General features: G+C 56.2%; 25 protein-coding genes. 12 read left to right on the top strand and 13 right to left on the bottom strand.

Annotation, left to right across the window (positions count from 1 at the left end; genetic code table 11):
• Positions 1-2: 2 nt before the first annotated feature.
• Positions 3-1,697, bottom strand: a complete 1,695-nt coding sequence (locus tag JYB84_RS14105; protein WP_207320664.1) for a sensor domain-containing diguanylate cyclase — start codon at positions 1,695-1,697, stop codon at positions 3-5.
• A 203-nt stretch (positions 1,698-1,900) separates the two neighbouring features.
• Here JYB84_RS14105 and JYB84_RS14100 point away from each other — a divergent pair, with 203 nt between their 5' ends.
• Complete coding sequence (locus tag JYB84_RS14100) at positions 1,901-3,037, top strand: endonuclease/exonuclease/phosphatase family protein (RefSeq protein WP_207320663.1); 1,137 nt, start codon at positions 1,901-1,903, stop codon at positions 3,035-3,037.
• Positions 3,038-3,162: 125 nt separating this feature from the next.
• Positions 3,163-4,353 (top strand): class I SAM-dependent methyltransferase, encoded by a 1,191-nt coding sequence (locus tag JYB84_RS14095; RefSeq protein ID WP_207320662.1) that lies wholly within the window; start codon positions 3,163-3,165, stop codon positions 4,351-4,353.
• Between the two features lie 127 nt (positions 4,354-4,480).
• Here the strand turns inward: JYB84_RS14095 and JYB84_RS14090 are convergent, their stop codons facing one another.
• Positions 4,481-5,164, bottom strand: a complete 684-nt coding sequence (locus tag JYB84_RS14090) for a glutathione S-transferase family protein (RefSeq protein ID WP_207320661.1) — start codon at positions 5,162-5,164, stop codon at positions 4,481-4,483.
• 111 nt (positions 5,165-5,275) lie between these two features.
• Positions 5,276-5,770 carry an Hcp family type VI secretion system effector gene (locus tag JYB84_RS14085; RefSeq protein WP_207320660.1) on the bottom strand — a complete coding sequence of 165 codons (495 nt, stop codon included), beginning with the start codon at positions 5,768-5,770 and terminating at the stop codon, positions 5,276-5,278.
• Between the two features lie 266 nt (positions 5,771-6,036).
• On the opposite strand from JYB84_RS14085, the gene JYB84_RS14080 reads away from it, so the two are divergent.
• Positions 6,037-6,915 carry a hypothetical protein gene (locus JYB84_RS14080; RefSeq protein ID WP_207320659.1) on the top strand — a complete coding sequence of 293 codons (879 nt, stop codon included), beginning with the start codon at positions 6,037-6,039 and terminating at the stop codon, positions 6,913-6,915.
• Between the two features lie 8 nt (positions 6,916-6,923).
• Here JYB84_RS14080 and JYB84_RS14075 read toward each other — a convergent pair whose 3' ends face one another.
• A complete protein-coding gene (locus JYB84_RS14075; protein ID WP_207320658.1) occupies positions 6,924-7,787 on the bottom strand; it encodes a hypothetical protein in 864 nt (287 codons plus the stop codon).
• Positions 7,788-7,960: 173 nt separating this feature from the next.
• On the opposite strand from JYB84_RS14075, the gene JYB84_RS14070 reads away from it, so the two are divergent.
• The 3 genes from JYB84_RS14070 (at position 7,961) to mtgA (ending at position 10,281) form a co-directional block, all read left to right on the top strand.
• Positions 7,961-8,923, top strand: a complete 963-nt coding sequence (locus JYB84_RS14070) for a tetratricopeptide repeat protein (RefSeq protein WP_207320657.1) — start codon at positions 7,961-7,963, stop codon at positions 8,921-8,923.
• Between the two features lie 124 nt (positions 8,924-9,047).
• On the top strand, positions 9,048-9,479 hold the full coding sequence (trxC, locus tag JYB84_RS14065) for a thioredoxin TrxC (protein ID WP_207320656.1): 432 nt from the start codon (positions 9,048-9,050) through the stop codon (positions 9,477-9,479).
• Positions 9,480-9,642: 163 nt separating this feature from the next.
• Positions 9,643-10,281, top strand: a complete 639-nt coding sequence (gene mtgA, locus JYB84_RS14060) for a monofunctional biosynthetic peptidoglycan transglycosylase (protein WP_207323243.1) — start codon at positions 9,643-9,645, stop codon at positions 10,279-10,281.
• 51 nt (positions 10,282-10,332) lie between these two features.
• Here the strand turns inward: mtgA and JYB84_RS14055 are convergent, their stop codons facing one another.
• On the bottom strand, positions 10,333-10,995 hold the full coding sequence (locus JYB84_RS14055) for a DUF3157 family protein (RefSeq protein WP_207320655.1): 663 nt from the start codon (positions 10,993-10,995) through the stop codon (positions 10,333-10,335).
• A gap of 259 nt (positions 10,996-11,254) precedes the next feature.
• Here JYB84_RS14055 and JYB84_RS14050 point away from each other — a divergent pair, with 259 nt between their 5' ends.
• Complete coding sequence (locus JYB84_RS14050; RefSeq protein WP_207320654.1) at positions 11,255-12,007, top strand: MerR family transcriptional regulator; 753 nt, start codon at positions 11,255-11,257, stop codon at positions 12,005-12,007.
• Positions 12,008-12,083: 76 nt separating this feature from the next.
• Here the strand turns inward: JYB84_RS14050 and JYB84_RS14045 are convergent, their stop codons facing one another.
• Entirely contained in the window at positions 12,084-12,479 is a 396-nt protein-coding gene (locus JYB84_RS14045; RefSeq protein ID WP_207320653.1) for a GFA family protein, read from the bottom strand.
• A gap of 239 nt (positions 12,480-12,718) precedes the next feature.
• Between JYB84_RS14045 and JYB84_RS14040 the strand changes: the two genes are divergently transcribed.
• Positions 12,719-13,390: a hypothetical protein gene (locus JYB84_RS14040; protein ID WP_207320652.1), complete on the top strand. Its 672-nt coding sequence runs from the start codon at positions 12,719-12,721 to the stop codon at positions 13,388-13,390.
• Between the two features lie 6 nt (positions 13,391-13,396).
• Here the strand turns inward: JYB84_RS14040 and JYB84_RS14035 are convergent, their stop codons facing one another.
• Complete coding sequence (locus JYB84_RS14035; protein ID WP_207320651.1) at positions 13,397-13,789, bottom strand: DUF3224 domain-containing protein; 393 nt, start codon at positions 13,787-13,789, stop codon at positions 13,397-13,399.
• A gap of 201 nt (positions 13,790-13,990) precedes the next feature.
• On the opposite strand from JYB84_RS14035, the gene JYB84_RS14030 reads away from it, so the two are divergent.
• Positions 13,991-14,398, top strand: coding sequence for a GFA family protein (locus JYB84_RS14030; RefSeq protein ID WP_228290789.1), 408 nt, complete (start codon positions 13,991-13,993; stop codon positions 14,396-14,398).
• A 60-nt stretch (positions 14,399-14,458) separates the two neighbouring features.
• On the opposite strand, the gene JYB84_RS14025 is transcribed toward JYB84_RS14030, so the two are convergent.
• Both JYB84_RS14025 and JYB84_RS14020 read right to left on the bottom strand, forming a co-directional pair.
• On the bottom strand, positions 14,459-15,340 hold the full coding sequence (locus tag JYB84_RS14025) for a hypothetical protein (protein WP_207320649.1): 882 nt from the start codon (positions 15,338-15,340) through the stop codon (positions 14,459-14,461).
• A gap of 18 nt (positions 15,341-15,358) precedes the next feature.
• A complete protein-coding gene (locus tag JYB84_RS14020; protein WP_228290788.1) occupies positions 15,359-15,916 on the bottom strand; it encodes a GntR family transcriptional regulator in 558 nt (185 codons plus the stop codon).
• 125 nt (positions 15,917-16,041) lie between these two features.
• Between JYB84_RS14020 and JYB84_RS14015 the strand changes: the two genes are divergently transcribed.
• Both JYB84_RS14015 and JYB84_RS14010 read left to right on the top strand, forming a co-directional pair.
• Positions 16,042-17,304, top strand: coding sequence for an MDR family MFS transporter (locus tag JYB84_RS14015; RefSeq protein ID WP_207320648.1), 1,263 nt, complete (start codon positions 16,042-16,044; stop codon positions 17,302-17,304).
• Between the two features lie 51 nt (positions 17,305-17,355).
• Positions 17,356-17,769, top strand: coding sequence for an SRPBCC domain-containing protein (locus JYB84_RS14010; protein WP_207320647.1), 414 nt, complete (start codon positions 17,356-17,358; stop codon positions 17,767-17,769).
• 64 nt (positions 17,770-17,833) lie between these two features.
• On the opposite strand, the gene JYB84_RS14005 is transcribed toward JYB84_RS14010, so the two are convergent.
• Both JYB84_RS14005 and JYB84_RS14000 read right to left on the bottom strand, forming a co-directional pair.
• Positions 17,834-18,091, bottom strand: a complete 258-nt coding sequence (locus tag JYB84_RS14005) for a DUF2999 family protein (protein ID WP_207320646.1) — start codon at positions 18,089-18,091, stop codon at positions 17,834-17,836.
• A gap of 161 nt (positions 18,092-18,252) precedes the next feature.
• Positions 18,253-19,116 carry an alpha/beta fold hydrolase gene (locus JYB84_RS14000; RefSeq protein ID WP_207320645.1) on the bottom strand — a complete coding sequence of 288 codons (864 nt, stop codon included), beginning with the start codon at positions 19,114-19,116 and terminating at the stop codon, positions 18,253-18,255.
• Between the two features lie 269 nt (positions 19,117-19,385).
• Here JYB84_RS14000 and hflX point away from each other — a divergent pair, with 269 nt between their 5' ends.
• Complete coding sequence (hflX, locus tag JYB84_RS13995) at positions 19,386-20,792, top strand: GTPase HflX (RefSeq protein ID WP_207320644.1); 1,407 nt, start codon at positions 19,386-19,388, stop codon at positions 20,790-20,792.
• A 230-nt stretch (positions 20,793-21,022) separates the two neighbouring features.
• Here hflX and JYB84_RS13990 read toward each other — a convergent pair whose 3' ends face one another.
• Entirely contained in the window at positions 21,023-21,295 is a 273-nt protein-coding gene (locus JYB84_RS13990) for a hypothetical protein (protein WP_207320643.1), read from the bottom strand.
• 72 nt (positions 21,296-21,367) lie between these two features.
• A complete protein-coding gene (locus JYB84_RS13985; RefSeq protein WP_207320642.1) occupies positions 21,368-21,895 on the bottom strand; it encodes a hypothetical protein in 528 nt (175 codons plus the stop codon).
• Positions 21,896-21,988 lie beyond the last annotated feature (93 nt).

Genomic DNA, 21,988 nt, shown 5'->3' with positions numbered 1-21,988 from the left:
GATTATGCCGTTACCGCCATGTCTTTGTGATCGCAGTAGACCCGGTTTCCGCCATCCTGTTTGGCCAGGTACATAAGTTGGTCGGCATGGCGGATAAGGCTTTCCACCGGGGTGCGGCAGCCGGTATCGACGCACAGCCCCACGCTGGCACTGACACTGAGATCGGCGCTTTCGCCGCCGATATTCAGCGCGGCAATATTGGTGCGGATCCGCTCTGCTATGGTTTCGGCGGCATGGAGTCCGGTTTCGGGCAGGAGGATCACAAACTCCTCGCCACCCCAGCGCCCGCAGATGTCCTGACTGCGAAGTGACTGCTTGATGCAGGTGGCAATATCGGTCAGCACCTTGTCACCGAGGGCATGCCCCAGGGTGTCGTTGATGGTTTTGAATCTGTCTATGTCCAGCATCAGCAGCGCAGGTCCCAGATGGCACTTGTGACCCTGGGCGACCCAGGGGCGGATCTGCTCATCAAAGGCGCGGCGATTAATGAGTCCGGTCAGCGGGTCAATTCTGGCCTGCTGCTCCGCCGCCAGGCGCTGGCGCTCAGCAATACGGAATTTTTCCGCCAGCGCCAGTGCCAGCAATATCATGTCTATCAAGACTCCGATTTCGGCTATGCGGAAGGTGAACTGGTTGAAGGGGATAATGCCACGCACCGCCAGCCCGGTAATGGCGCAGCCCACCATGGAGGACAGGGACGCCAGTAAAAACAGCCTTGCGGTGTAGTTGCCCGAGGCCAGAGAAATGGCACCGAGCAGGGGCATCAGGAAGGAGAAAAACAGCACCAGATCGAAGGCCAGGATCAGCGACAGGCTGCGGCTGTCAAAGGCCAGTGCCAACAATTGCATCAGCCAAATCACCCCCAGCAGACCCAGGACGATAAGCCGTAACTGGGGCCTGAGTTTGCCTATCTGCAAAAAGCGCAGCGCAAACAGCAGGCCCATGGTGCAAAAGAGGGTCATCAGCAACGGATTGAGCCATTGCTGCCAATGGGGACCGGAGGGCCAAAGCCAGAGCATGCCATGGCCGGTATAGCTGAGATTGGTAAACAGAAAACTCAGTAAGAACAGCGAATAAAGTAAGTAACTGCGGCTGCGCATGCCCACGTACAGCATCAGGTTGTAGCCCATCAGGATGCAGATGGCGCCATAAAAAAAGCCATAACTGTACTGATAGAAACTGTTGCTTTGCCGCTGGGCCTCAGGGGGCTGCAGGGTCAGGGGCAATACCAAAGGATCCTTGGACTCGGCCCGCAGCATCAACAGGGTCTCGCCCGGTGCCAGGGTGAGCGTCAGGGTTGGTAAACGGTCCCTGTAGGGAGTGCCGGAAAAGTTATCCCCAAAAACAAATTCCCGGTCCTGGTCCGGCCCCAATTGCCACAGCCGAATTTCATCGGTCCAGGGAACCCCCAGTTGCAGCACGCGGGTGCTGTCCCTGGTTCCCGGATTTATCAGCGGCAGCAGGAGCCACACCGGGCTGGAACCTATGCCAAAGGCCGGCACACCCTTGCCGACCGTTTGCATTAAGCCGCTGCGATAGTAGGCCAGCACTTGCTCGGGCGTCAGCCGTTGCTGTTCTTCGCGAAGCAGCCACAGATGCTCGGCCATGATGGCTTGCGGGTTGTTGATATCCAGGTATTTGGTCGGCGCAACCTGGCTGTCCGGCGCTCTGTTGGCGAGGGCACAGAGGGGCCACAATAGGCAAAATAATAGAAAGAGGCTGCGCATCATTGTTTGGTTATATGGGTTGTGCCATGGAATTCAGTGGATTAAGTATGGCAGCCCTATCGCTTTGTGGGTAAATATTCTTGCGGGGTAAGCCTGAGTCCGGGGATTGGCTGTCGCGGTATGCCAATCTTTGTTATCTTGCCAGCAAGTACTGAGCCGAATGGGTTGTGACCATGGCGCCCGAAGGGCATGAAGCGGCAAGGGGGCAAAAGGCCCAAATAAAGTTGGCCAGCCTCAACTTATTCAACTTTATCGAGCCGCCCCTGGCGGCCTATGAATTCGATCGTATCTACAGCCAGGAGCAATGGCAAAAGAAGTGTGCCTGGCTGCGCCACTGCTTATCCTCTTTGCAGGCCGATGTGCTGGGACTGCAAGAGGTGTTCAGCCCCCAGGCCCTGGAGCGCTTGCTGGGGGAACTCAACTATCCGCACTTTGCGCTGGTGGACACGCCAGCCGGAGATGAGCATGTGCTCCACAGTCCTGTGGTGGCCCTGGCAAGTCGCCATCCCATAGTGGAGTTGGCGGCGCTGCAACCTGAACCCAAATTGTTGCCGCTGCTGGGACTGGCCGCCGATTTTCGCTTCAGCCGCACTGTGCTGCGGGGGACTGTGCGGCTGCCGGACCTTGGCAAACTGGATGTCTACGTGGTGCACCTCAAATCCCAAAGGCCCGGGTTTGAGTTGGCCGAGCTGCCTGCCATGACAGACAATGCCGTAACCGACAATGCCTTGCCCGAAAAAAACGGCGCCAATGCACACATAGCCCGGTTGCTGACCCACAGCGCCCTGGGGCGTTTTTCCTCTACCCTGCGCCGCGGCGCCGAGGCCATGCTGCTGTACCACAATGTGCAGAGCCGTCGCCTGGAACGCGGTAATCCCTTTGTTATCCTGGGGGACTTCAATGGCGAGCTGACCCGCCCCGAGTTTGCCGGGCTCAACACCTGCGCCGCCGACGTTCATCCCAGGGACAGGGCCGAATTGACCTCGTTGAGTGAGGCCGATTTTGAGGCCGGCGCTGCTGCCTTTGCGCTCCATGACGGTGCCGCGCTGTTCCTGCACTGGCTCAGGCAGCAAAGTCCCGGCACCGACTGGCAAGTGCGGCCAACCCATTACCTGGGCCCCAGGGGCAGCGTGCTGGATCATATTCTGCTGTCGGCGGAATTTGACGGCAGCTTAAGCTCGGCCCTGGCGGATGTGGTGAATTTTGAGCTGTTCGATGAGCATCTGCGCGCTCCCTTGTATGAGCGTGACAGCCAAAGCTCGGATCATGCCGCCGTCTGTGTGACCTTAAGCCCCAGGGAAAAACGCTAAAAAATAAATGGCCCCACACGCCCCATGGGCGGTCAAAGCGGGTAAAATGCGCCATCCTGTTTGGACCCCACTTTTTTGCTGCCCGTTGCGACACGGGCCGCAGTCAGTTTTTTAAGGGCAAGGCCATGGCTATCCGCATCAAACTTAAACCGGGACGGGAAAAGTCCCTCGAACGTCACCATCCCTGGGTATTTGCCAGCGGGATCCACAACATCAAGGGCCAGCCCGGCTTGGGTGAGACTGTGGATGTGGTGGCCCATGACGGCAAATGGCTTGGCCGCGGCGCCTGGTCGCCGGAGTCGCAGATCCAGGTGCGGATCTGGAGCTTCAACCGTGAAGAAGAGATAGACAGGGACTTCTTTGTTCGCCGAATCCGCCGTGCCCAACTGGGCCGGGATGAGCTCATCGCCGAGCAGGGCCTGACAGGTTATCGCCTGATTGCCGCCGAGTCCGATGGCCTGCCGGGGATCACCATTGACAGATACGCCAATGTGTTGGTGTGCCAGTTGCTGTCCGCCGGTGCCGATTTCTGGCGCGATACCCTGGTGTCTGTGCTCGCCGAGCAATATCCGGACTGCGCTATCTATGAGCGCTCCGATGTGGATTCCCGCAAGAAGGAAGGCCTGCCGCTGACCACTGGGCTGCTGCACGGTGAGCTGCCGCCCATGCCTGTCATCATTGAAGAGAACGGCATCAAGATTTCGGTGGATGTCACCAAGGGCCACAAGACGGGCTTCTATCTGGACCAGCGCGACAACCGCGCCATGGCGGCCCGCTTCGTCAAGGGCAAGTCGGTGCTCAACTGTTTCTGCTACACCGGCACTTTTGGCCTTTACGCAGCCAAGGCCGGTGCCGCCAGCATTGAAAACGTCGACGTGTCGACCCTGGCACTGGAAACGGCCAAGCACAATATGGCCATCAATGGTCTCGACGACAGCATGGTGAACTACCATGAGGCCGACGTGTTCAAGCTACTGCGCCAATACCGGGACGAGGGCCGCACCTTCGATGTGATAGTGCTGGACCCGCCCAAGTTTGCCGACAACAAGGCCCAGCTCAATGGCGCCTGCCGCGGCTACAAGGACATCAATATGATTGCCATGCAGCTGCTCAATCCCGGCGGTGTGCTGCTGACCTTCTCCTGCTCCGGTCTGATGCCGGCTGACTTGTTCCAGAAAATCGTGGCCGACGCGGCCCTGGATGCCAAACGCGATATTCAGTTCACCGAGCGTCTGTCCCAAGCGGCGGACCATCCCATAGGCGGCGCCTTCCCCGAAGGTTTCTACCTCAAGGGGCTGGTGGCCAGGGTTTGGTAACCAGGGGTTGGTAACCAGGAGCTGGTAACCATCATCTGCTTGCGAGCAAGAAAAAGGCGGCCACAGGGCCGCCTTTTCTATTTCTGCCTATTTATGTAGACCGCTTATTCAGCTCACTTAAACCGGATTAAACCGGGGCACGCATGTCCTGCAACAGCACGCCGGCTGCCGCCGCTTCCGCTTCGTGGTCGGCATCGCGCCAGGGCTCTGCCAGGGCCGCCTTGTACCAGGCCTGCATACCGGGCAGGGCCAGCATCCGCTGTACCCAGGCATTGGCTTCCATGGACAGGCTGGGCTGGTAGCTTTGGGCCCTGAAGGCCAGTGGCGCAAAAAACGCATCCACGGCGCTGAAATGCTCACCGGCCAGGAAAGGGCCGCCAAAATCCCGCAATCCCTGACGCCACAGGGCATCGATGCGCTGCCATTCGGCTGAGAGCTCGGGGCTCCAGTGGTGCAATTTAACCCGCAGGCCGCAGTTCATGCTGCACAGGTTACGGATTTGACCAAAGCCCGAGTGCATCTCGGCGCTGGCGCAGCGGGCCCAGGCCCGGGCCTTTGGGTTCTCGGGCCAGACACCGGCATATTGCTCATTGAGGTATTCCACAATTGCCAACGAGTCCCATACCAGCAGCCCTTCATCATCCAGGCAAGGCACCTTGGCGGTGGGGGAGAATTGGCCGAAACTGGCACGGTTGTCGTCGCCAAAGGGCACCAGCCGTTCCTCAAAGGGAATGCCGAGTTCGGTCAACAGCAACCAGGGGCGCAATGACCAGGAAGAGTAATTTTTGTTGGCAATGTAGAGGATGGGCATGAAGGGCTCCTTTGTTTGCAGGAGCTCCATTGTTCACGCTTTAGGCGGCCTTGGCTAGCCCCGGAAAGTCTGGGATTTGTAAAAATTTTCCTGCACAGTCAGTGTGCTGGCTTACTCGCACTTTTTGCTGGGGAACAGGGTGGTTTCTTCCGGCTCGCCCAGGTTGCCATCGGACATTTGTCGACGGTAACTGACGGTAATTTCTGAAAAATTCAGGTTCAAACTTTCCGTCAGCCGGTTCTGCTCGCCATTGACCCCTGAGCTGTAATCACTGACGGTGACGTTTTTTAACCTGAGTTCGAAATAGTCGCGTTTGTCACCCTGACGATTCATGCTCAACTTGGCCTCGGGAAAGACGGTATCCGTCATCTGTCCCAGCAAGAGATCCACAGTAGCGCTGTCGGTGTACTTGATGATGTGCAACTCTTCAATGCACTTGGTCTGTAAATTGCCGTTGGCGCCCCAGGACCAGGCAAGCAAATCAATCTCATCCTGATGGGATGGGGCAGTGCTTTCTCCCTTGATATCGCCAATTTTAAGAAAGGCGGCACCCTGGGCATTCGTGATTGTCAGCGCCAGCGCCAGCAGCCCTAAAGACAGTTTCATTATCAGATCTCCCTACGTCTGTAATGCGGTTCTGAATTGCTGCTAAGTATAGCCAAAGCTCAATGTAGAAATTGATAAAACCCAGATATAAAAGATTTTTTAAGACTTGGTCACAAAATGCGGTACCTATTTCAAACAAAAGTCCTTTGTGCGGACTTGGTAAATCCTGATTAAGGCTGTATTGGCGAAGGCCATACCTTGCTTCACTTGTCATGCCAGCAAGCCTGGGGCAGTATTGATCTAACTGATTTCACAGGAGCTTATTCATGCTGGATGCCCGTTGCCAGCCCGAGAACGGGCCGGCTGTTACCTACAGTGTGTTTGGTTTCCTGGCTCTGACGGAGGCAGAGCAGGAAAGTTTGCGCCAGTCGCTGTTTTGCCCCGGTTGCGGCGCCAAGGCCTATTTTCGGCGGGCGTCCAGTGATGGCAAGCAGGCTTGTTTCGGCTCCCTGTACCACGCCGATGACTGCCCTGAGTTCCGGCCTTCGACCAGTCGCACCGAAGCCGAGCAGGCGCTGCGCGAACTGGCCCAGGCCCTGGATGAAAGCGACGCCCTGCGGCTGGATTTCTCGGCCCCGGTTACCGAGCCCGTACGCAGGGACAGCCAACAGAATGAGGGCCAGGGCGCTGCTAAGCGGGAAGCCGAAGCCAAACCCAAAGGCGGTGCCAGGGGTGTTGAAGACGTCAGCCCAAAGCTTGCCGATGCTGCCGCACCCAAGGTGGCAGCACTGGGGCTTGGCAAGATCCTCAAAAGTCTGCTGCGGGGCAGTGAATTGGCCTGCTCGGATCTGTGGGTCTACACGGATGAGAAATACCGCTGGCGGGCCAAAAACCTGTTCGTCAACTTTGCCGACGCCGAGCCCAACGAACGTGGCAGCCCCAAGATGTATTGGGGCACCTTGTCCCATGCCGACAAGGCCATGGCCTGGCTGAATCCCGCCGATTGTCGTGACCTGGGGATCCCCATAGACAAATTCAGTGCTGCACTGCTCAAGCGTTTTGGCATCAGCGACAGGGCAGAGCTGGAAGGGGCGGGCATTATCCTGTTCGGAAAATGCTTTTGGAATAAGGATAAAACCAGAAAGATCATTCGCTTGTGGAATGATGATCTCAGCCGGATTTTGATTCTTCCCTCAAAAGACTAGTCTTGCCGTCAGTGGCTGGCGGCTTGCCGATACAGGGCCTTCAGCTCCGGCGCCAGCAGTCTGGCCTCGGCATCGCCAAAGTATTCCAGATGGAACCTGAGTTGTGCCGCCTGCATTTGTGGCAGCTCAAATACCTTGTCAATCTCGTCTATGATCGCCTGCCCCCGGGCGGTTTTACTGCAAACTATATAGCCCTTCATGCTTTGATCGACGTACTTTATGGGTGCGGCTGTGTATTCAAAACCACTGTGCATCCGGTTCAGGTAACCTGTGACCGTGCGGCTGTATTCCAGCAGTGCCTGCAAATGACCAGCGACCAGCATTTGCACCTGCCTGTCGGTGGCATCCATGCTGCTGCGCACGTAAAACCATTCCGGATGGGTTTGGATAATGCGGTCCAGATAAACCCCATAGGAGCGCCCCCTGATGATGCCAATATGACCCTGGGGTTCAAAATGCTCCAGATCCACAGGCTGCATTTCGGCATCATTGGTTTTCGCCTGCACCAGACGTAATGGCGGGTACAGTATCATGGGGTAGCGACTGTAAATGCCTTTTTGCTCCCGCTCGGCGTTTTTTATCTGGTTGAACATGCAGCTGTTGTCGGTTTTGGTCAGTTCAAGCCAGGCACGACTTTGGGGGGCAAACTGGTTTTCAAACTGCAACTTGCCCTGACTCAAACGCTCCAGCGCCGCCAATATATGTATTGCCAGGGTGTCCGATTCTTCCTCATTTTGGAGGGTATAGTCGGCAATCAGTCTTGCCTGCAATGGATAGGCATGCTCGGCCATTGCCGTGCCACTTGCCAGCAAGGTGCACAATGCTGTGATGCGAACAATGCCGGCGACCGGGGCATGAAAGGACAGAGACATAGAGGCCTGAAGCGGTACTAAAGTATTAGCTGCAAGCCTAGTCGAAATGGCGGTTTATGTCTGCTCAAATTTGTATCCGGCCAAAACTGTCAGCCAAGACAAACGCCATTAGGCTGGAACTTTCTACTCCTGGCTGGGTCGAAAACAAACTTACTAATTTCCAAGGAGTTGGAATGAAAATACCGTTTGCGTTATCGCCCCTGATCTTGGCACTGTGCTGGCCCTTATCCGCGTCAGCGCTGGATCTCTCTGAGGCGGAGCAGTTGTGGCAGGCCAAGGATTACCCTTCGCTGCTGGCCATTGAGAGCAATGCCGGTGCAGAGTTATATGGTTACCGCCTTAAGGCCTTGGTGCAATTGGAACGGGAGGATGATGCCGAGGAGGAGCTTGCCCCTTTTCTGCTGAAGCATGCCGGGGAGGCCAAGGCCCAGTTTCTTGCCGGGAACATTTATATCATATTGGCCCAGAGGGCTTCGATCTTTTCCGCCCCCGGGTTGGCGGGCAAGGGGCTGGCAGCCTACGAACAGGCTCACGCGCTGGCACCGGAAGATCTGGAGGTCATGCAATCCCTGTTTGGCTTCTATCTGCATGCTCCTGGGATGGTGGGCGGCGACAGGGATAAGGCCCTGGCGCTGGCCAAGCAGATACAAGCACGCTCAGCCCATGAGGGCCAGCTGGCCATGTTGCAATACCTGCAGGTAGAGGAAGACAAAGCCGGCTTTGAACGCCAGATGGCTGAGGCCAAGCGGGCGTTTCCCCAGGATATCCAACTGGCACTGCTGGAGGCGCACTTCCATGAAGAAGATCACGGACGCGCCCTGGCCATACTGAGCGAGGCCCTGACCTGGCCGCAACAGGATCCCGAACAGCACACGGACTTGCGTTACCAGCTTGCCAAGCACGCGGTGAAAGGCAAGCTGAACACTGAGCAGGCCATACAGGCATTGGCGCCATTGTTGCAGCAAATCCCGGAGCGATACCAGGGCTGGGTGCAGCTCAGACGTGCCCAACTGGCGGAGCAACTCGGAGATAAAGCCGGTGCCAGGGACTGGTTGGCCAAAGCGCAGGCCGAGAAGCGTGAAGATGGAGAGCTTAAACGGGAGCTCAAGGCCTTGAAGAAAAGACTTAAGGCCTGAGTCGCTGGCAATTCAGAGTTGTTGTCCGTATGAGTGCTTTGGCGGCCAGGCTGCTGGCTTGAGTTTGGCCGCTGTGGCCCCATATCAATGTCATAACCCTGTCCTCGCCTTATCAGGAGCCCTTATGCTGATAGCCTGCCCCCATTGCTCTGCCCTGAACCGGGTACCCGACGAGCGCCTGACCCAGGGCCCCAAGTGCGGAGGCTGTAAACAGTCGCTGTTCCTGGGGCGGCCCCTGGAGCTAACCGAGGCCAATTTTGCCGCCCATGCCAACCGCTCGGAACTGCCGCTGCTGGTGGATTTCTGGGCCCCCTGGTGTGGCCCCTGTCGCCAATTCGCCCCCATCTTTGAGCAATGCGCTGCGGAAATGGAGCCTGGATTACGGCTCGGCAAGCTCAACACCGAGTCGCAGCAGGCGCTGGCCGCCAGGTTTGGCATACGCTCAATCCCCACCCTCATGCTGTTCCAACAGGGTAAGCTGCTGGCAAGCCAGGCGGGCGCCATGCCCAAACAGGCATTGCAGCAATGGCTTAAGCAACATTTGCCCGCCGCTTGACCGTAGCCCATCGCCTTAACACCCCGGACTGGCTATTATGTGACGGCATTATTTCCCGTTCGGGATAAGCGTCGGTCAAAAGTAGGTTGATAAAGTGGCAAGCAATTTCCAGGGCGGTTTCAGAACTATCAGGCGTTGGTTTTGGCGGGCGGTCATAGCCGGGATGCTGCTGACCCTGCTGCCGCTTTTGGCACTGAAATTTATTGACCCGCCCAGCTGGAGTTGGCGCCTGCAGAGGCACTGGTTTCCCCCTGCGCCCATTACCCGGGTATCGCACCAATGGCGGGATCTTGCCGCCATCTCCAGTCGGTTGCAGCTGGCGGTCATTGCCTCTGAAGATCAACGATTCCCTGACCACCTGGGGCTGGATTGGCAGGCCATTGAGAAGGCATTATCGACCAATAAGCAAGGTCGCAAGGTGAAGGGCGCCAGCACCCTGACCCAGCAAACGGCCAAAAACCTGTTTTTATGGCCGTCCCGCAATCTGCTGCGCAAAGGCCTGGAGGCCTGGTTCAGCCTGTGGATGGAACTCCTGCTGGGCAAGCAGCGGATCCTGGAGCTGTATCTCAACATAGTGGAGTTCGGTCCCGGCATCTACGGTGCCGAGGCCGCGGCGCAGCATTATTTCCATAAGTCCGCCGGGGCCCTGTCGTCCCATGAGGCGGCGCTGCTGGCGGCGGTATTGCCGAATCCCTGGCAATATCGCATTCGGCCGCCCAGCGATTATATGCAGCAGCGGGCCGATTGGATTGAGATGCAGATGCGTCAGTTGGGCACTCAAACCTTAAGAAGGCTCGATTGAGCCGATGCACCAACGAAGAAAAAACAGGGCCCAAGAAGGGCCCTGTTTGATTTACCAGGTGCTGAGTTCGGTGATTTTCAGTTGCAGCAGTTGCTTCTGCCAGCGGGATTTATCCAGTCCTTCGACCCAGATGATGTCCGAGCGTCTGTGCTGCCCCTTGCGCAGGTAGGTGTCGGGTAACCGCTTGATGGCGCGCCACACCTGCAATTCTTCTTGTTTGATCTTTTGTCCCTGATCGTCAAAAAAGCTGGCCTGCACCAGCACTTCCACCAGTTCTTCATTATGTTCGCTGCTGATATCGAACACCAACCCCAGGCGATCACCCTGCCATTGGGCCTCGGCAAAACTGACGCTGATGCCGTCCTTGCCCGCCTTGCCGAGCAATTCCGGCATGGTCATGGCGGTACTGTTAAGTTGCACCGGCGCCGCCTTGGCAACGGGTGCCGCCGGTACTGCCGGTGCTGCTGGGGCCGCAGCAGCCAAGGGGGCGCTTGCCTCGGGAACCAGCTCTGTGGCGCCCGCTTCAGCGGCCTGTGCTGAGGCGTCCGGCGTTTCAATTATCAGGTATTCCCAGCTGAAATCGTCTTTCAGTATCACCCGGGCGCCGTTGTCCAGGGTGACTTCGGCAACCTTGGATGCTGCAAGGGCGGTTAAAGGCAGGCAGAGCAGGGCGGCTGTCAGGGGAAGTAACAAACGGCCTTTCAGTGTAGTCATGGTTTTCATTGGCAAATTCATCGATTTAACAAATAAAATAACAGGCTAAACAATAACTGTAGCCGTGATATCTGGCAATGCCGTTGCCGCTTGTTATGACCGGCTAAAAAAAGTGATATTCCTGCTTGCGTCTCACGTAACGTGAGACTGCAGACTGCTTTCTGTGCCCCCAAGATCGTGCCGAAAAAAGCATGTCCATGGCGGGTATCTGGACCTTCAAACCGGGCGCAAGTCGCTCCGGGCAGCAAAGGAGAGCATTGTGGCTCAATACAATGTCAGCGAGCTGGCCCGCCTGGCCGGTGTCAGTGTCAGAACCCTGCATCACTATGATGAGATCGGTCTGTTACCCCCAAGCGGTCGCACGCTGGGTGGTTATCGGCTCTATGGTGAGCGGGATCTGTTGCGCTTGCAGCAGATCCTCATGTATCGGGAGCTGGGGCTTAAGCTGGCCCGTATTCGCGACATAATGACGGATCCACAACATGACTTGCTCACCAGTCTGAAGGAACAGTACAGCCAACTTGGCCAGCACATAGCCCACTTTCAACGACTGCGGCGTATGTTGGACCTGGCCATAGTTCAATTGGAACAAAGAAAGGAGTCAGATATGACCACAACACCGGGCAAACTCTTTGCCGATTTCAGTGAAGCCGCCCTGAAGGATGAAGCCATAGACAAGTGGGGCCAAGACGCGGTAAATCGTGGTGGCGCCGGCCGTGAGGCCATGGATAGCGAGGGCAAGGCTGCCCTGGATGCCGAAGGGGAGGCCATTTCCAAAGAACTGGCCACCCTGGTGGGACAGGCTGCCGACAGCGATGCAGTGCAGGCCCTGATGGCGCGTCAGCATGCCTGGCTGTGCGCCCATGGCGATTGCCCTGCTGCTCGTTTGCCCATGTTGGGGGAAATGTATGTGGCCGATGAGCGCTTCCGCCACTTTTACGATCGCTTTGCATCCGGGACGGCCGAATTGATGCGGGACGGCCTGGTGCACTACGCCGCCAAACTGACCTGATGTGAGCGCCGGGTCGACTTATGTCAGCCCGGCATCTGAGGGAAAGGAAAGAAGCAGTCTCTACTGCTGTGTTTGGCTAATCCGGCTTTTGTGAGGCCTGGCTCTTATGGGCAAGAGCATGGGCGTGTTGCTCCCAGTTCTGGCCATCGAATTTGACTATGCGGATATTGGCCGGTTTTTCATCAAGGCAGCGCAGGTTGATGTCTATGCCGTCGGGATTGGATCTCGGGGTGTAGAAGGGCTTGATACCGCAGATGCGACAAAAAGTGTGCTTGGCCACATGGCTGTTGAAGCTATATGTGGTGAGTTTGTCGGCACCTCTCAGCAGGGTAAATTGGCTCAGCGGCACGATAAGGTGTAAAAATCCCGCCTTGCTGCAAATGGAGCAGTTGCAGTCTTCCACCTCGACAGTATCGGGGCACTCCACTTCAAATTGCACCGCCTGACAATGGCAGCTGCCTCGGTATTTCATGGTCACTCCTTGCGGTACTGGTGCTGGTATCGGCGATAGCACAGATGTCATAGTGCCAGGCTACTCTTGCAGCTTGGGCTGCGTTTGTCCAGCGAAGCACCATGCTGAGTCAGGCCCGCTTCTTGAACCAAAACAAATGAATACTTATGTCTGATGTGCGCATCGGCGACTGTCATTTATGTTCTATTGCCCTGATAAAGAGACGTTTTCATGGGCTAAACGGAATTGAGGAACCAAGGATGAAACCACTGTGTATTGCTGTCTTGTTGTCATTGTCCCCCCTGGGCTGGGCCATGGGTGAGTTACCGCACATGACCGAAGAACAACAACAGCAGATACTGCGCTTTGCTGTGACCCAAATGCGTGACAAAGGCGATTTCGATCGCCTGGCCCGATGCAGCGGCAGTTCGGCGGCCAAGATGGAAAGCTTGTACTCCAAGGTGTTACGCCGGTGCCAGGTATGGGATGAACGTGAAGAAAATGCCGTGGAGCGCTGCCTCATTGAGGGTATGTCCGAGGGGACTGGGCTGACTCCCGAGCAGCTGCATGACTGTCTTCCGGACGATCCCGAAGATATCGCCGCCGACAGGGTGGAGGCATTGCAGCGGCAGGTGGCAACGCTGGAGTCCCAGCTCAATGAGCTGATGGACAATGATCACCTGAGCGAGGCAGAGGAAAATAAGCTCGATGTCATGCAGGCGCAACTGGATGGGCTGCGCGACGAACTGCTTCAGGCCGAAGAGGCCTTGGATCAGCTACAGATGACCGACTCGGAACGCGAGCTCGACGCCCTGATCCAGGCCATAGGAGACAATGAGCCCACTGCGGCACAGGCGCAAAAAATGCAACAGTTGCAGCATCAGATGCGCCAGGAACAGCAGCAGGAGGTCAGGCAGCTGTTTGGGCAATAGCCTTTGTCAGTCGGCCTGGTCCAGGAAGTAGTTGGCCTGACCGTTTTCGGTCGATCTGAAGTGGCCCTTACCCGACAGGTCGGCCAGGGCCTCTGTGCCTGAATTGGCCACTATGCTGAAGTCGCTGCTGGCAACACCGGCTTCAAATTTACCCTGGTGTTGCAGGATCAGGCTGCCGCGTTTGCCCCGGATCTCAGCGGTGATCTTTTCCATACCAACAAACACCGCCGTCCCATCGGCCTGATAGGACATCAGGTAAGTAATTTCGCTGCTGCCGCTGATGTCACCCTGGTATTGCTGGGTGATTTTGGCCAGGGTTTGCTTGGCGCCATTGGGACTTTCGGCATAGGGCGCTTCGTCCCAACCGGTTATTTGAAACACACCTTCCAGCTTGTGCATTGGGCATTCCTTTTATTCAGGGATAATGATGGATTCGCCTGGCCACAGTCGCAGAAAGGCTCGCACAAGTCCAGTCTCTTGTCCTTCTGGCGGGCTTGGCAAGCGCTGCGGGATCAGCTAGTTTGAGGCCAAAGCCCAAGCCAGAGCCCATGCCCAGGGTGTCAGAGACATGGGGCTAAGGCGTAATCCGGGGGAGTGAATATGACGGCTAAGGATACACAGGGAAAATGTTTGTGCGGTGCGGTCCGCTTTGAGATGGCGTTTCCCTCAAAATGGGTGGCCCATTGCCATTGCAGCCTGTGCCAACGTGCCCATGGCGCCGCCTTTGTGACCTGGGTGGGTGTCGAGGAAAGTCAGGTCAGTATTGAGGATCCCGAGGGGCAGCTTTGCTGGTTCGCCTCGTCTGCCCCCGCCAGCCGTGGCTTTTGCCGCCGCTGTGGCAGCAGTCTGTTTTTCCGCTCCAGTCGCTGGCCAGGGGAACTGCATATCACCCGGGCCAATTTCACCGGTCCCCTGGACAGGGAGCCCCAGGCCCACGCCTTCTACGACAGCCATGTGGACTGGTTTTTGGTGCAGGACGAGTTGCCCAAAATGCCGCAGCCCAATTAGCGCCGTTATGTCATCCAATCAACAGGCCCCGCTGCCAATTGACCTTGGCTGACAGCCAAGTTAGTTAGCTGCGGGGCTTTCGCCCTTGCCGGCCTTGTAAACATTGAAATCAATGTCCTTCACTTGCAGCTCGTTGAGCATGATCCCCATACCCAAGAGGGCGATGGCTTGCCAGTAGAGGCTATTGAACAGAATCTCATATCGATCGAGTGCAAAACTGTTGGTGCTGATATTGATCATCACGAAGGTGCTTACTGCAATGCTGGTATAGATCAGAGACTTGATACCGACCTGGATTTGCCTGTATCTGTCCTCAGATGCTTGCAGGGGGTTAACTTTCCTGCCGCGTAAATTTCGATGAATAATAAAGATAAACAATAGATTGCACAGGATCAGGCTGATACTTCTGGCAAAGGTGTCCACATCCAGTTGAAAGCGGAAATCCGGCATAAAGGCATCATAGAACAGACAAGCGAAAAACATCAGTACGGCCACTGTGACGGCTGTGGGGGAAATAAAATCAAACAGGCGTCGGGGTTGTAGTTCCGCTTTCCTGCTGGTGGAGCGATGCAATTGGCGCATCAGCTTGAATTGTTGCAGACCGGACAACTCCATGAGTGCAATGGGAACAAATTGCAGCATGCCATAAAGTAGGGGCATGAATTTGCCGAAATCTGGGGTGCCGAAGGTGTCTGGCCCCAAGGGGCCGAAGAATACCAGCACCAGGGCACCTATCAGCAGATTCAGCAGGTTAAGCTGCCAAAATCTCTTTACTCCTTTTTGTGCTCTTTCTTGACCTGCCGGATAGAGCTTTGGGTGACTGGAAGCTGGAAAGTGATTGAATATATAGTGGCACCTGGCGACTATTTTTCGTGGAAAATAAAGCGAAATCAACAGTATCTGACTAAGAAATACGGGGTAGAACAGTATGGCTTCTGACATAATTAATCCCTCAATTACCTAGTTATTCATGGCATTGCTGAAGGCAATGCGAATTTCGGAGTCCGTTACCCCGGCCTCTTTCAAGGTGGCTATCAGCTCGGCGATTTGTGCATTTACCCACTGATTCAAATCGGTCTGGCAATTGCTTCTCGCCTCCGGGTGGACAAAGGTTCCCCGGTAGCCCTTGCTTTGGATCACTCCGTCGCGCTCAAGCAGCCGGTACGCCTTGGCAACCGTTTTGCTGTTTAATTCCAGGTCGTTGGCTAACTGGCGAATCGAAGGCAATTGAGCTCCCGGTGCCAGGTGGCCGTCCAGAATCGCCTGTTTCAACTGCCTGATCAGCTGAGTAAACAGCGGCTCAGGATCATCCACATTGATAGTGACATGCATAAATCCATTCTCATGTTGTACCACTTGTGGTGATGGTACAAGTGGTTTTTGTGTTTTGCAAGTTTCATCAATGAATTTGAGCTTGACCCCTTGTATGGACGGATGGCGTCCGGTGTAAGTTGGAAGTCGCCAGACTGGATAGCTGCGAATGGAAGGAGCGCACATGCCGCCGAATACTTGAGTCACCGGTTGGTTGGCATGGGTGTTATTTTCTGGGATCAGGACAGTTTTTGCTGCCAGGTCTTGATGTCAATCAAGCAGTGTTACATATTCGCTATAACTCAATTAGTGTGACCTGATAAGGAAAAGTCGTGCACAGTGACGTATCCCTCGCACGCTTTAAACAATTTCCCCGCCTGATGTGGGTGCTGCTGTTTGGGGCCTTTATCACCCGCGGCAGCTATTTCATGGTGTGGCCGTTTCTGGCGGTGATCCTCTATCAAAAGTTCGCCTTGAGTGCCACCGAGGTCGGCCTGGTGCTCTCCAGCGCTGCGGTCATTTCCGTGTTCACCAGTTTTGTCGGCAGCTCGCTGTCGGACCGGATAGGTCGCCGCAAGCTTATGTACCTCACGGGAGTCCTGTATATCTTTTCCTTCTCGCTGCTGGCGGAGGTGAACTCGGTCAGTGGCTATGTGGTGGTCATGACCCTGTGCTCCATTGCCACCTCGTTGTGGCGACCGCTGAGTTCAGCCACCATAGGTGACATTATCAGCGACCCCAAAACCCGTGAGCTGGCGATGCAATCAATGTATTTCATTGTCAACGTGGGCTGTGCCGTGGGGCCCATGGCCGGAGTCTGGTTTGGCCTTACCGGTGAACAGTCGAGCTTCTATATCACGGCCGCCGCCTTCGCCGTGCTGCTGGTACTGCTGCATTGGGGCTTTGGACAGCAGAGGCAAAGGCAGGTCGAAGCGCCGGAGTCAGGTGCCGGGAAACCCAAGGTCAGCCGCCAGCAGATAATGTCCATCCTGATGCAGGACAGACTGTTACAGTGCCTGATCCTGGCCAACATACTGTGCATGTTTATCTATGCCCAGATGGACAGTTCCCTTATCCAATACCTGACCCGGGCCCAGGCGCCGGATTTGCTGGCGCTGATCTCGGCCATGATCTTTACCAATGCCCTGGTGATCATCTCCAGCCAGTTTATGTTGCTGCGACTGATGGCCGGGTACAGCCTGACCCGACGCATTCAGTTTGGTCTGTTGCTGCTGATAGTGTCGCAAATTTGGCTGGCCCTGAATCCCATCGCCCTGTTTTGGGGCTGGATTGGCGCTGTGGTGGTGATGAGCGTGGCCGAAACCATACTCTTTCCCACCATGAACGTGCACATAGACCGCCTGGCGCCGGACCACCTGCGGGGCGCCTATTTCGGTGCCGCTTCCTTCTATGAATTTGGCTTTGCCTTCGCCCCTCTGGGCGGCGGCATCATCCTGGATCATTTCGGCGGTTTCTGGTTGTTTATGACCGGCGCAGCCTTGTCTGTGCTGGTGATCTATTTGTATGGCATCCTGGACCGGCTGCCACGGCCGGACTTCGGCCAACAGCTCAGCCCCCGGGAAAAGTCGGCCTGAGTCGGCTTTTCCCTGGGATAATCACTATTGAACGGACAAGAGGGAGAGCATATGGATATCAGCATAGAGCAATGGATAGCCGCGCCGCTGGAGCACGTTTGGCGCGCTTGGGTTAACCCGGAAGACATCATCCACTGGAACTTTGCCAACGACGATTGGTGTTGTCCCAGGGCCGAGCTGCAATTGGCGGTGGGCGGCAAGTTCAGCTATCGCATGGAAGCCAAAGACGGCTCATTCGGGTTTGACTTTGAGGGGGAGTTTGTCGCTATTTCCCCCAGGGAAGAAATCAGCTTCACCATAGCCGATGGCAGAATGGTAAAGGTGCAATTCCAGGCCTGCGATGGCGGCACCAGGCTGGTGGAAACCTTTCAGGCGGAAGACCAAAACAGCGCCGAGCAACAAAGGCAAGGCTGGCTGTGTATCCTGCAAAATTTCAAAAAACACGTGGAAAGTCAGCGGGATTAAGCTGACTTTTGGCCTCGGGGCTGGGTGAGACTCCCAGCCCCGCTGCCCGTTCTAGGGCTCTGACTCAGGCGCCCTGATCCAGCTTGTCCTTGGCCGCTTGCACCTTGGCGAAATCCAGTCCCAGTTCGGTCACCGCATCCTTTATCAGGGTGGGGTTTTGCATCACCATCATCATCAAGCCCTGTAACTTTTCGGGCGCAATGCCCAGCTGGCCCAGGGTGCCCATGGCCATCAGGGGATTTTCGGTCAGGCTCTGGAACAGGGCGTTAATCTGCGCATCGCTGATGTTGTGCTCTTTCAACAGGGCAATAATCGGGTTCATGGGAATGTCCTTGCTGCTGCAAAATTCAAAGAACGCCGATTTTAGCAGACTGGCGCCGCTTAACCAGAGCTCAATTGCGGCAGCTGAGAGCGGGTTTGGTGATGGCTGTTGGCATGACACCTGTTCCTGTTGCCGGGCCTGATGCAGCAAAGAGCAATGCCTTAGTGCTCCTGTGCCTCGCCCTGAAACACTTGTCTGGTGGTCGGGCGCCGAAAGGGCTCGCTGAAAAAACGCTCCACCGCGGCATTGAAGATGTCCGGCGCCTCGCTTGGCAGCATGTGGGTGGCACCGGGGAAAATCGCCAGCTGCGCCCGCGGGAGATGCCGGTAAATAGCGAGAGTGTGTTCGGGGCGGATCACGTCTTCATCGCCGGCCATGACCAGTGTGGGGGCGCTGATGTTTTGCAACTGCGCGTGGCTGATGGGAGTTTGCTCATCCATTAATTTGACCCTTTGCAGCAACAGCGGCCAGTCTTGGCGGCGGTCACCCAGTGCCAGTTGGTGCTCGATTTGCTCACGGTAGGCCTTAAGTGAGTCCAGATCCCAATCATAGGCGCCGTCCGGGGCTATGTTGACGCCCATGATAGCCATTTGGCTCACGGCATCGGGCTCGGTTAATGCCAGCCACAAGCCGACAATGCCGCCATCACTCCAACCGATCAGCTTGACCGGGCCAAGCCCGAGCTGTTTCAGCAGGGCGGCAATATCGCTGGCGATGAGTTCATAGGTTAAGGCCCCGGTGGCCAGCGGTGTCTGGCCATGGCCGCGACTGTCCACGGCGATCACCCGATAACGTTTGGCAAAGTGGGCTATCTGGTGCTTCATGCCGGCGAGACTGTCACCATTACCGTGAAGCAACAGCAGGGGCTCGCCTTCACCATAGGTTTCAACGTACAAGGAGGTCCCATTGACGTTATGGCGACTGGCGGCCGCAGCGTTGTGGCCGTAGGGTGGGCTGTCGGTGGCCGCAGGCTGGAAGGCACAGGCACTGAGCCACAGTGTTGCCAGGATAAGTCCATGTTTCATCTGTTGTTCCTGAGGTGGTATCCGCTTTGGGGACCATGTCAGGGTTATACCACGGTTTCGCCCGGTTGGGGCAGTGGGATGCTGCCTAGTCCGTTTATCCCTTGTACCGGCGCAGACAAGGGCTCTGGAGGCCGAAAATGGCGGCCGTCAAGGGGGTAAAAAATATATTGCCAAACCCTTGGTGGAAGCTGGTTTGCCGGGCAATTATTGCGTATAAATGCGGCAATTGCCGCACGTATCCGGCGCTGCCCGCCTCTGTGAGTCTCACCATGTCATCATCCAAATTATCTTCCCCGTCAGCAGCATCATCGCTGGACAGTCAGCGCTCGTCAGAGTCGGTTTCCGGCCGCAGTCGGGCGCTGCTAATCTCCATCCGCACGCCCCAGGTGACCACCGAAGAGGTGAACAGCTCCCTGGCGGAGTTGGCGCGGCTGGTCGGCACTTTGGGATTTTCCGTTTATTCCACCCAAACCCAGAGGCAGAATTCCACCAAACGCCTGTCTGTGCTGGGGGCCGGCAAGTTGGAAGAGTTGGCGCGCATGACGGGGGAACTGGATGAGGACACTGAGGACTCGCTGGCCAATATCGACGAGCAGGGGCTGGAGGAATTCCTCAGCAAGGCGCATGGTTCGTCAAACAGTGCGAAACACAGTCAGCAGGCCAACGTGGTGGTGTTCGATTGCGATCTCAGCCCGATGCAGCTGCGCAATGTCGAAGATGTGCTGGGGGTGCAGGTGTTCGATCGCACCGGCATCATAATCGAGATCTTCAGCCGCCATGCCAGCAGCAAAACCGCCCGCCTGCAGGTGGAACTGGCGCGGCTGAATTACCTCAGCCCCAGGGTGCGCCGCGAACACGGCGGCGATCGTCAGCGCCGTGGCGGCCGGGATGTGGGCGAGAGTGCGGTGGAGCTGGAACGGCGCAAAATTCGCGACAAGCAGGCCGAGCTCAGACGCGATCTGAAAAAGGTTCAGGAGGTCATGCTGGAGCAGCGCAGCTCGCGCCTGGAGACCCCCTGCGCCGCCCTGGTGGGTTACACCAACGCCGGCAAGTCGTCCCTGATGCGGGCCCTGACCGGCTCAGATGTACTGGTGGAAAACAAGCTGTTCGCCACCCTGGATACCACGGTGCGGGCCCTGTCACCCCAGACCCAGCCCAGGATTTTGGTGTCCGATACCGTCGGCTTTATCAATAAACTGCCATACGATCTGGTGCCCGCCTTCCACTCCACATTGGAGGAGGCCAAGGATGCCAGTGTGTTGCTGTACGTGGTGGACGCCAGTGACAGAGACTTCCGCTTGCAATTGCACGTGGTGCAGCAGGTATTGGCTCAGCTCAAGCTGGGCAGCAAAGACAGTCTGTTACTGCTCAACAAGGTGGATTGCCTGACCGACGCCGAGCGCCAGGAGTTGGCACATGAATTTCCACAAGCCATGCAGATCTCGGCCCTGGATCCCGCCGATGTCGCCCGGGTGCATCAGGCCATAGTGGCCGCCATCGCCGCCCAGATGCTCAGCGCCTGCTTCGATATCCCCTATGCGGCCAGCGCCATTATGGGCGAGATCCACGGCAAGATGCAGGTCGTCGAGGAGGAGTACCATGAGTCGGGGATTCGGCTCACCATCAGAGCCCGAGGGGCGGATCTTGATCGGTTGATCAAGATGTTGCAACGGTAATGAGTAGCCGCTTTGCCAGCGGCGGCAAGTCATGAGCTTGCTGACGGGGGCGCCTAATTGGCACCTGAAGGTAGGCCGCAGTGTCTACTTTCCCCCTTTTATTCAATCTTCAAAGTTCAATGAACGTTTTGCTAAAGGGCTGATATCATGCGCCAGTCCTACGGAGCCAGCTTGGGCCGGTAGAGTAAACTTGAGCAATTGGCTGTTGAGCATAATTCGCCAATTAAACCCTATCTAATTGGGTAAAATTGAAAATTACCGACAGGGTCTACTTCAAAACTACCGGTGATTACTTTATTAAATAAGTACAGAAATTTTACTCGGGTTGATAATTCGACTCTTAATGTCCCATTCATAAAGAAGCTAGGATAAACGTGTACACGAGTTCCATTGATGTCAATGTGATAAGCTTCTTGATTCTCTGCCTTTGCTTTAAGATTTTCTATTTCACAGTCATTCGTTAGTGACTGATAAAGCTGTTCTAATAGTTGTTTTGTTGGCATGTTACTTAGCCTTATAACGCCTGAATTTAGCCAAGCCCCGAAGTGGCATCGGCTTGAATGATTTGTTGGGTGCTAGCTGCGACCGACAATGCGCCGAGCAACATCCCAAGCCTTGCGCCACAAAGACGCCTCCCACGCTATGAGCCGAGCTGCCCAGTCCGGCATGCCCGCATCCTTCGCCGCAGTCAATGCCGCTGGAGCATCGTCTTGATCCTTGCTAAAGACGGAACGATAGATCACAAGCGCGAGCTTGAGTTCAATTGCGAGGAGTACAGCAAGTCCAATGTAGCGAACAAAGCCGACAGAGCTCAAAATGTGATGATACTCGCTTGGTACAACGTGCCCCGACACCCACATGCCAAGGCAGGACAAGCTCAAAGCACGCAGCATGGCGGCCTTTCCTCTAGTGCGATAGCACCAGAGATACAGCGCCGGCATAACAACACTTAAGTCGAGGATTAGGCACACCTCAAGTAGTGCCGGATTTGACCAATTGTCCAGTGATACAGCCGAGATGTCCGCGGTGGCAACAGCTATCGCTGCAGGAATGAACCAGTGCGCGCGAAGAGCACTTCTTACTTTTCTATCAGTTGCGGCCATTGTTTCTCCTAGAACCTAACGCCGCTTAAGTAGTGAGCGACGCCTGCCACCTAACCTAATCCATTGTGCCGTAAACACAAAAATCGACCTGAG

The organism is Shewanella cyperi, from assembly GCF_017354985.1.
In the GTDB taxonomy this organism is placed as follows: Bacteria; Pseudomonadota; Gammaproteobacteria; order Enterobacterales; family Shewanellaceae; genus Shewanella; species Shewanella cyperi.
This window is presented reverse-complemented; position numbering and strand designations above follow the sequence as displayed.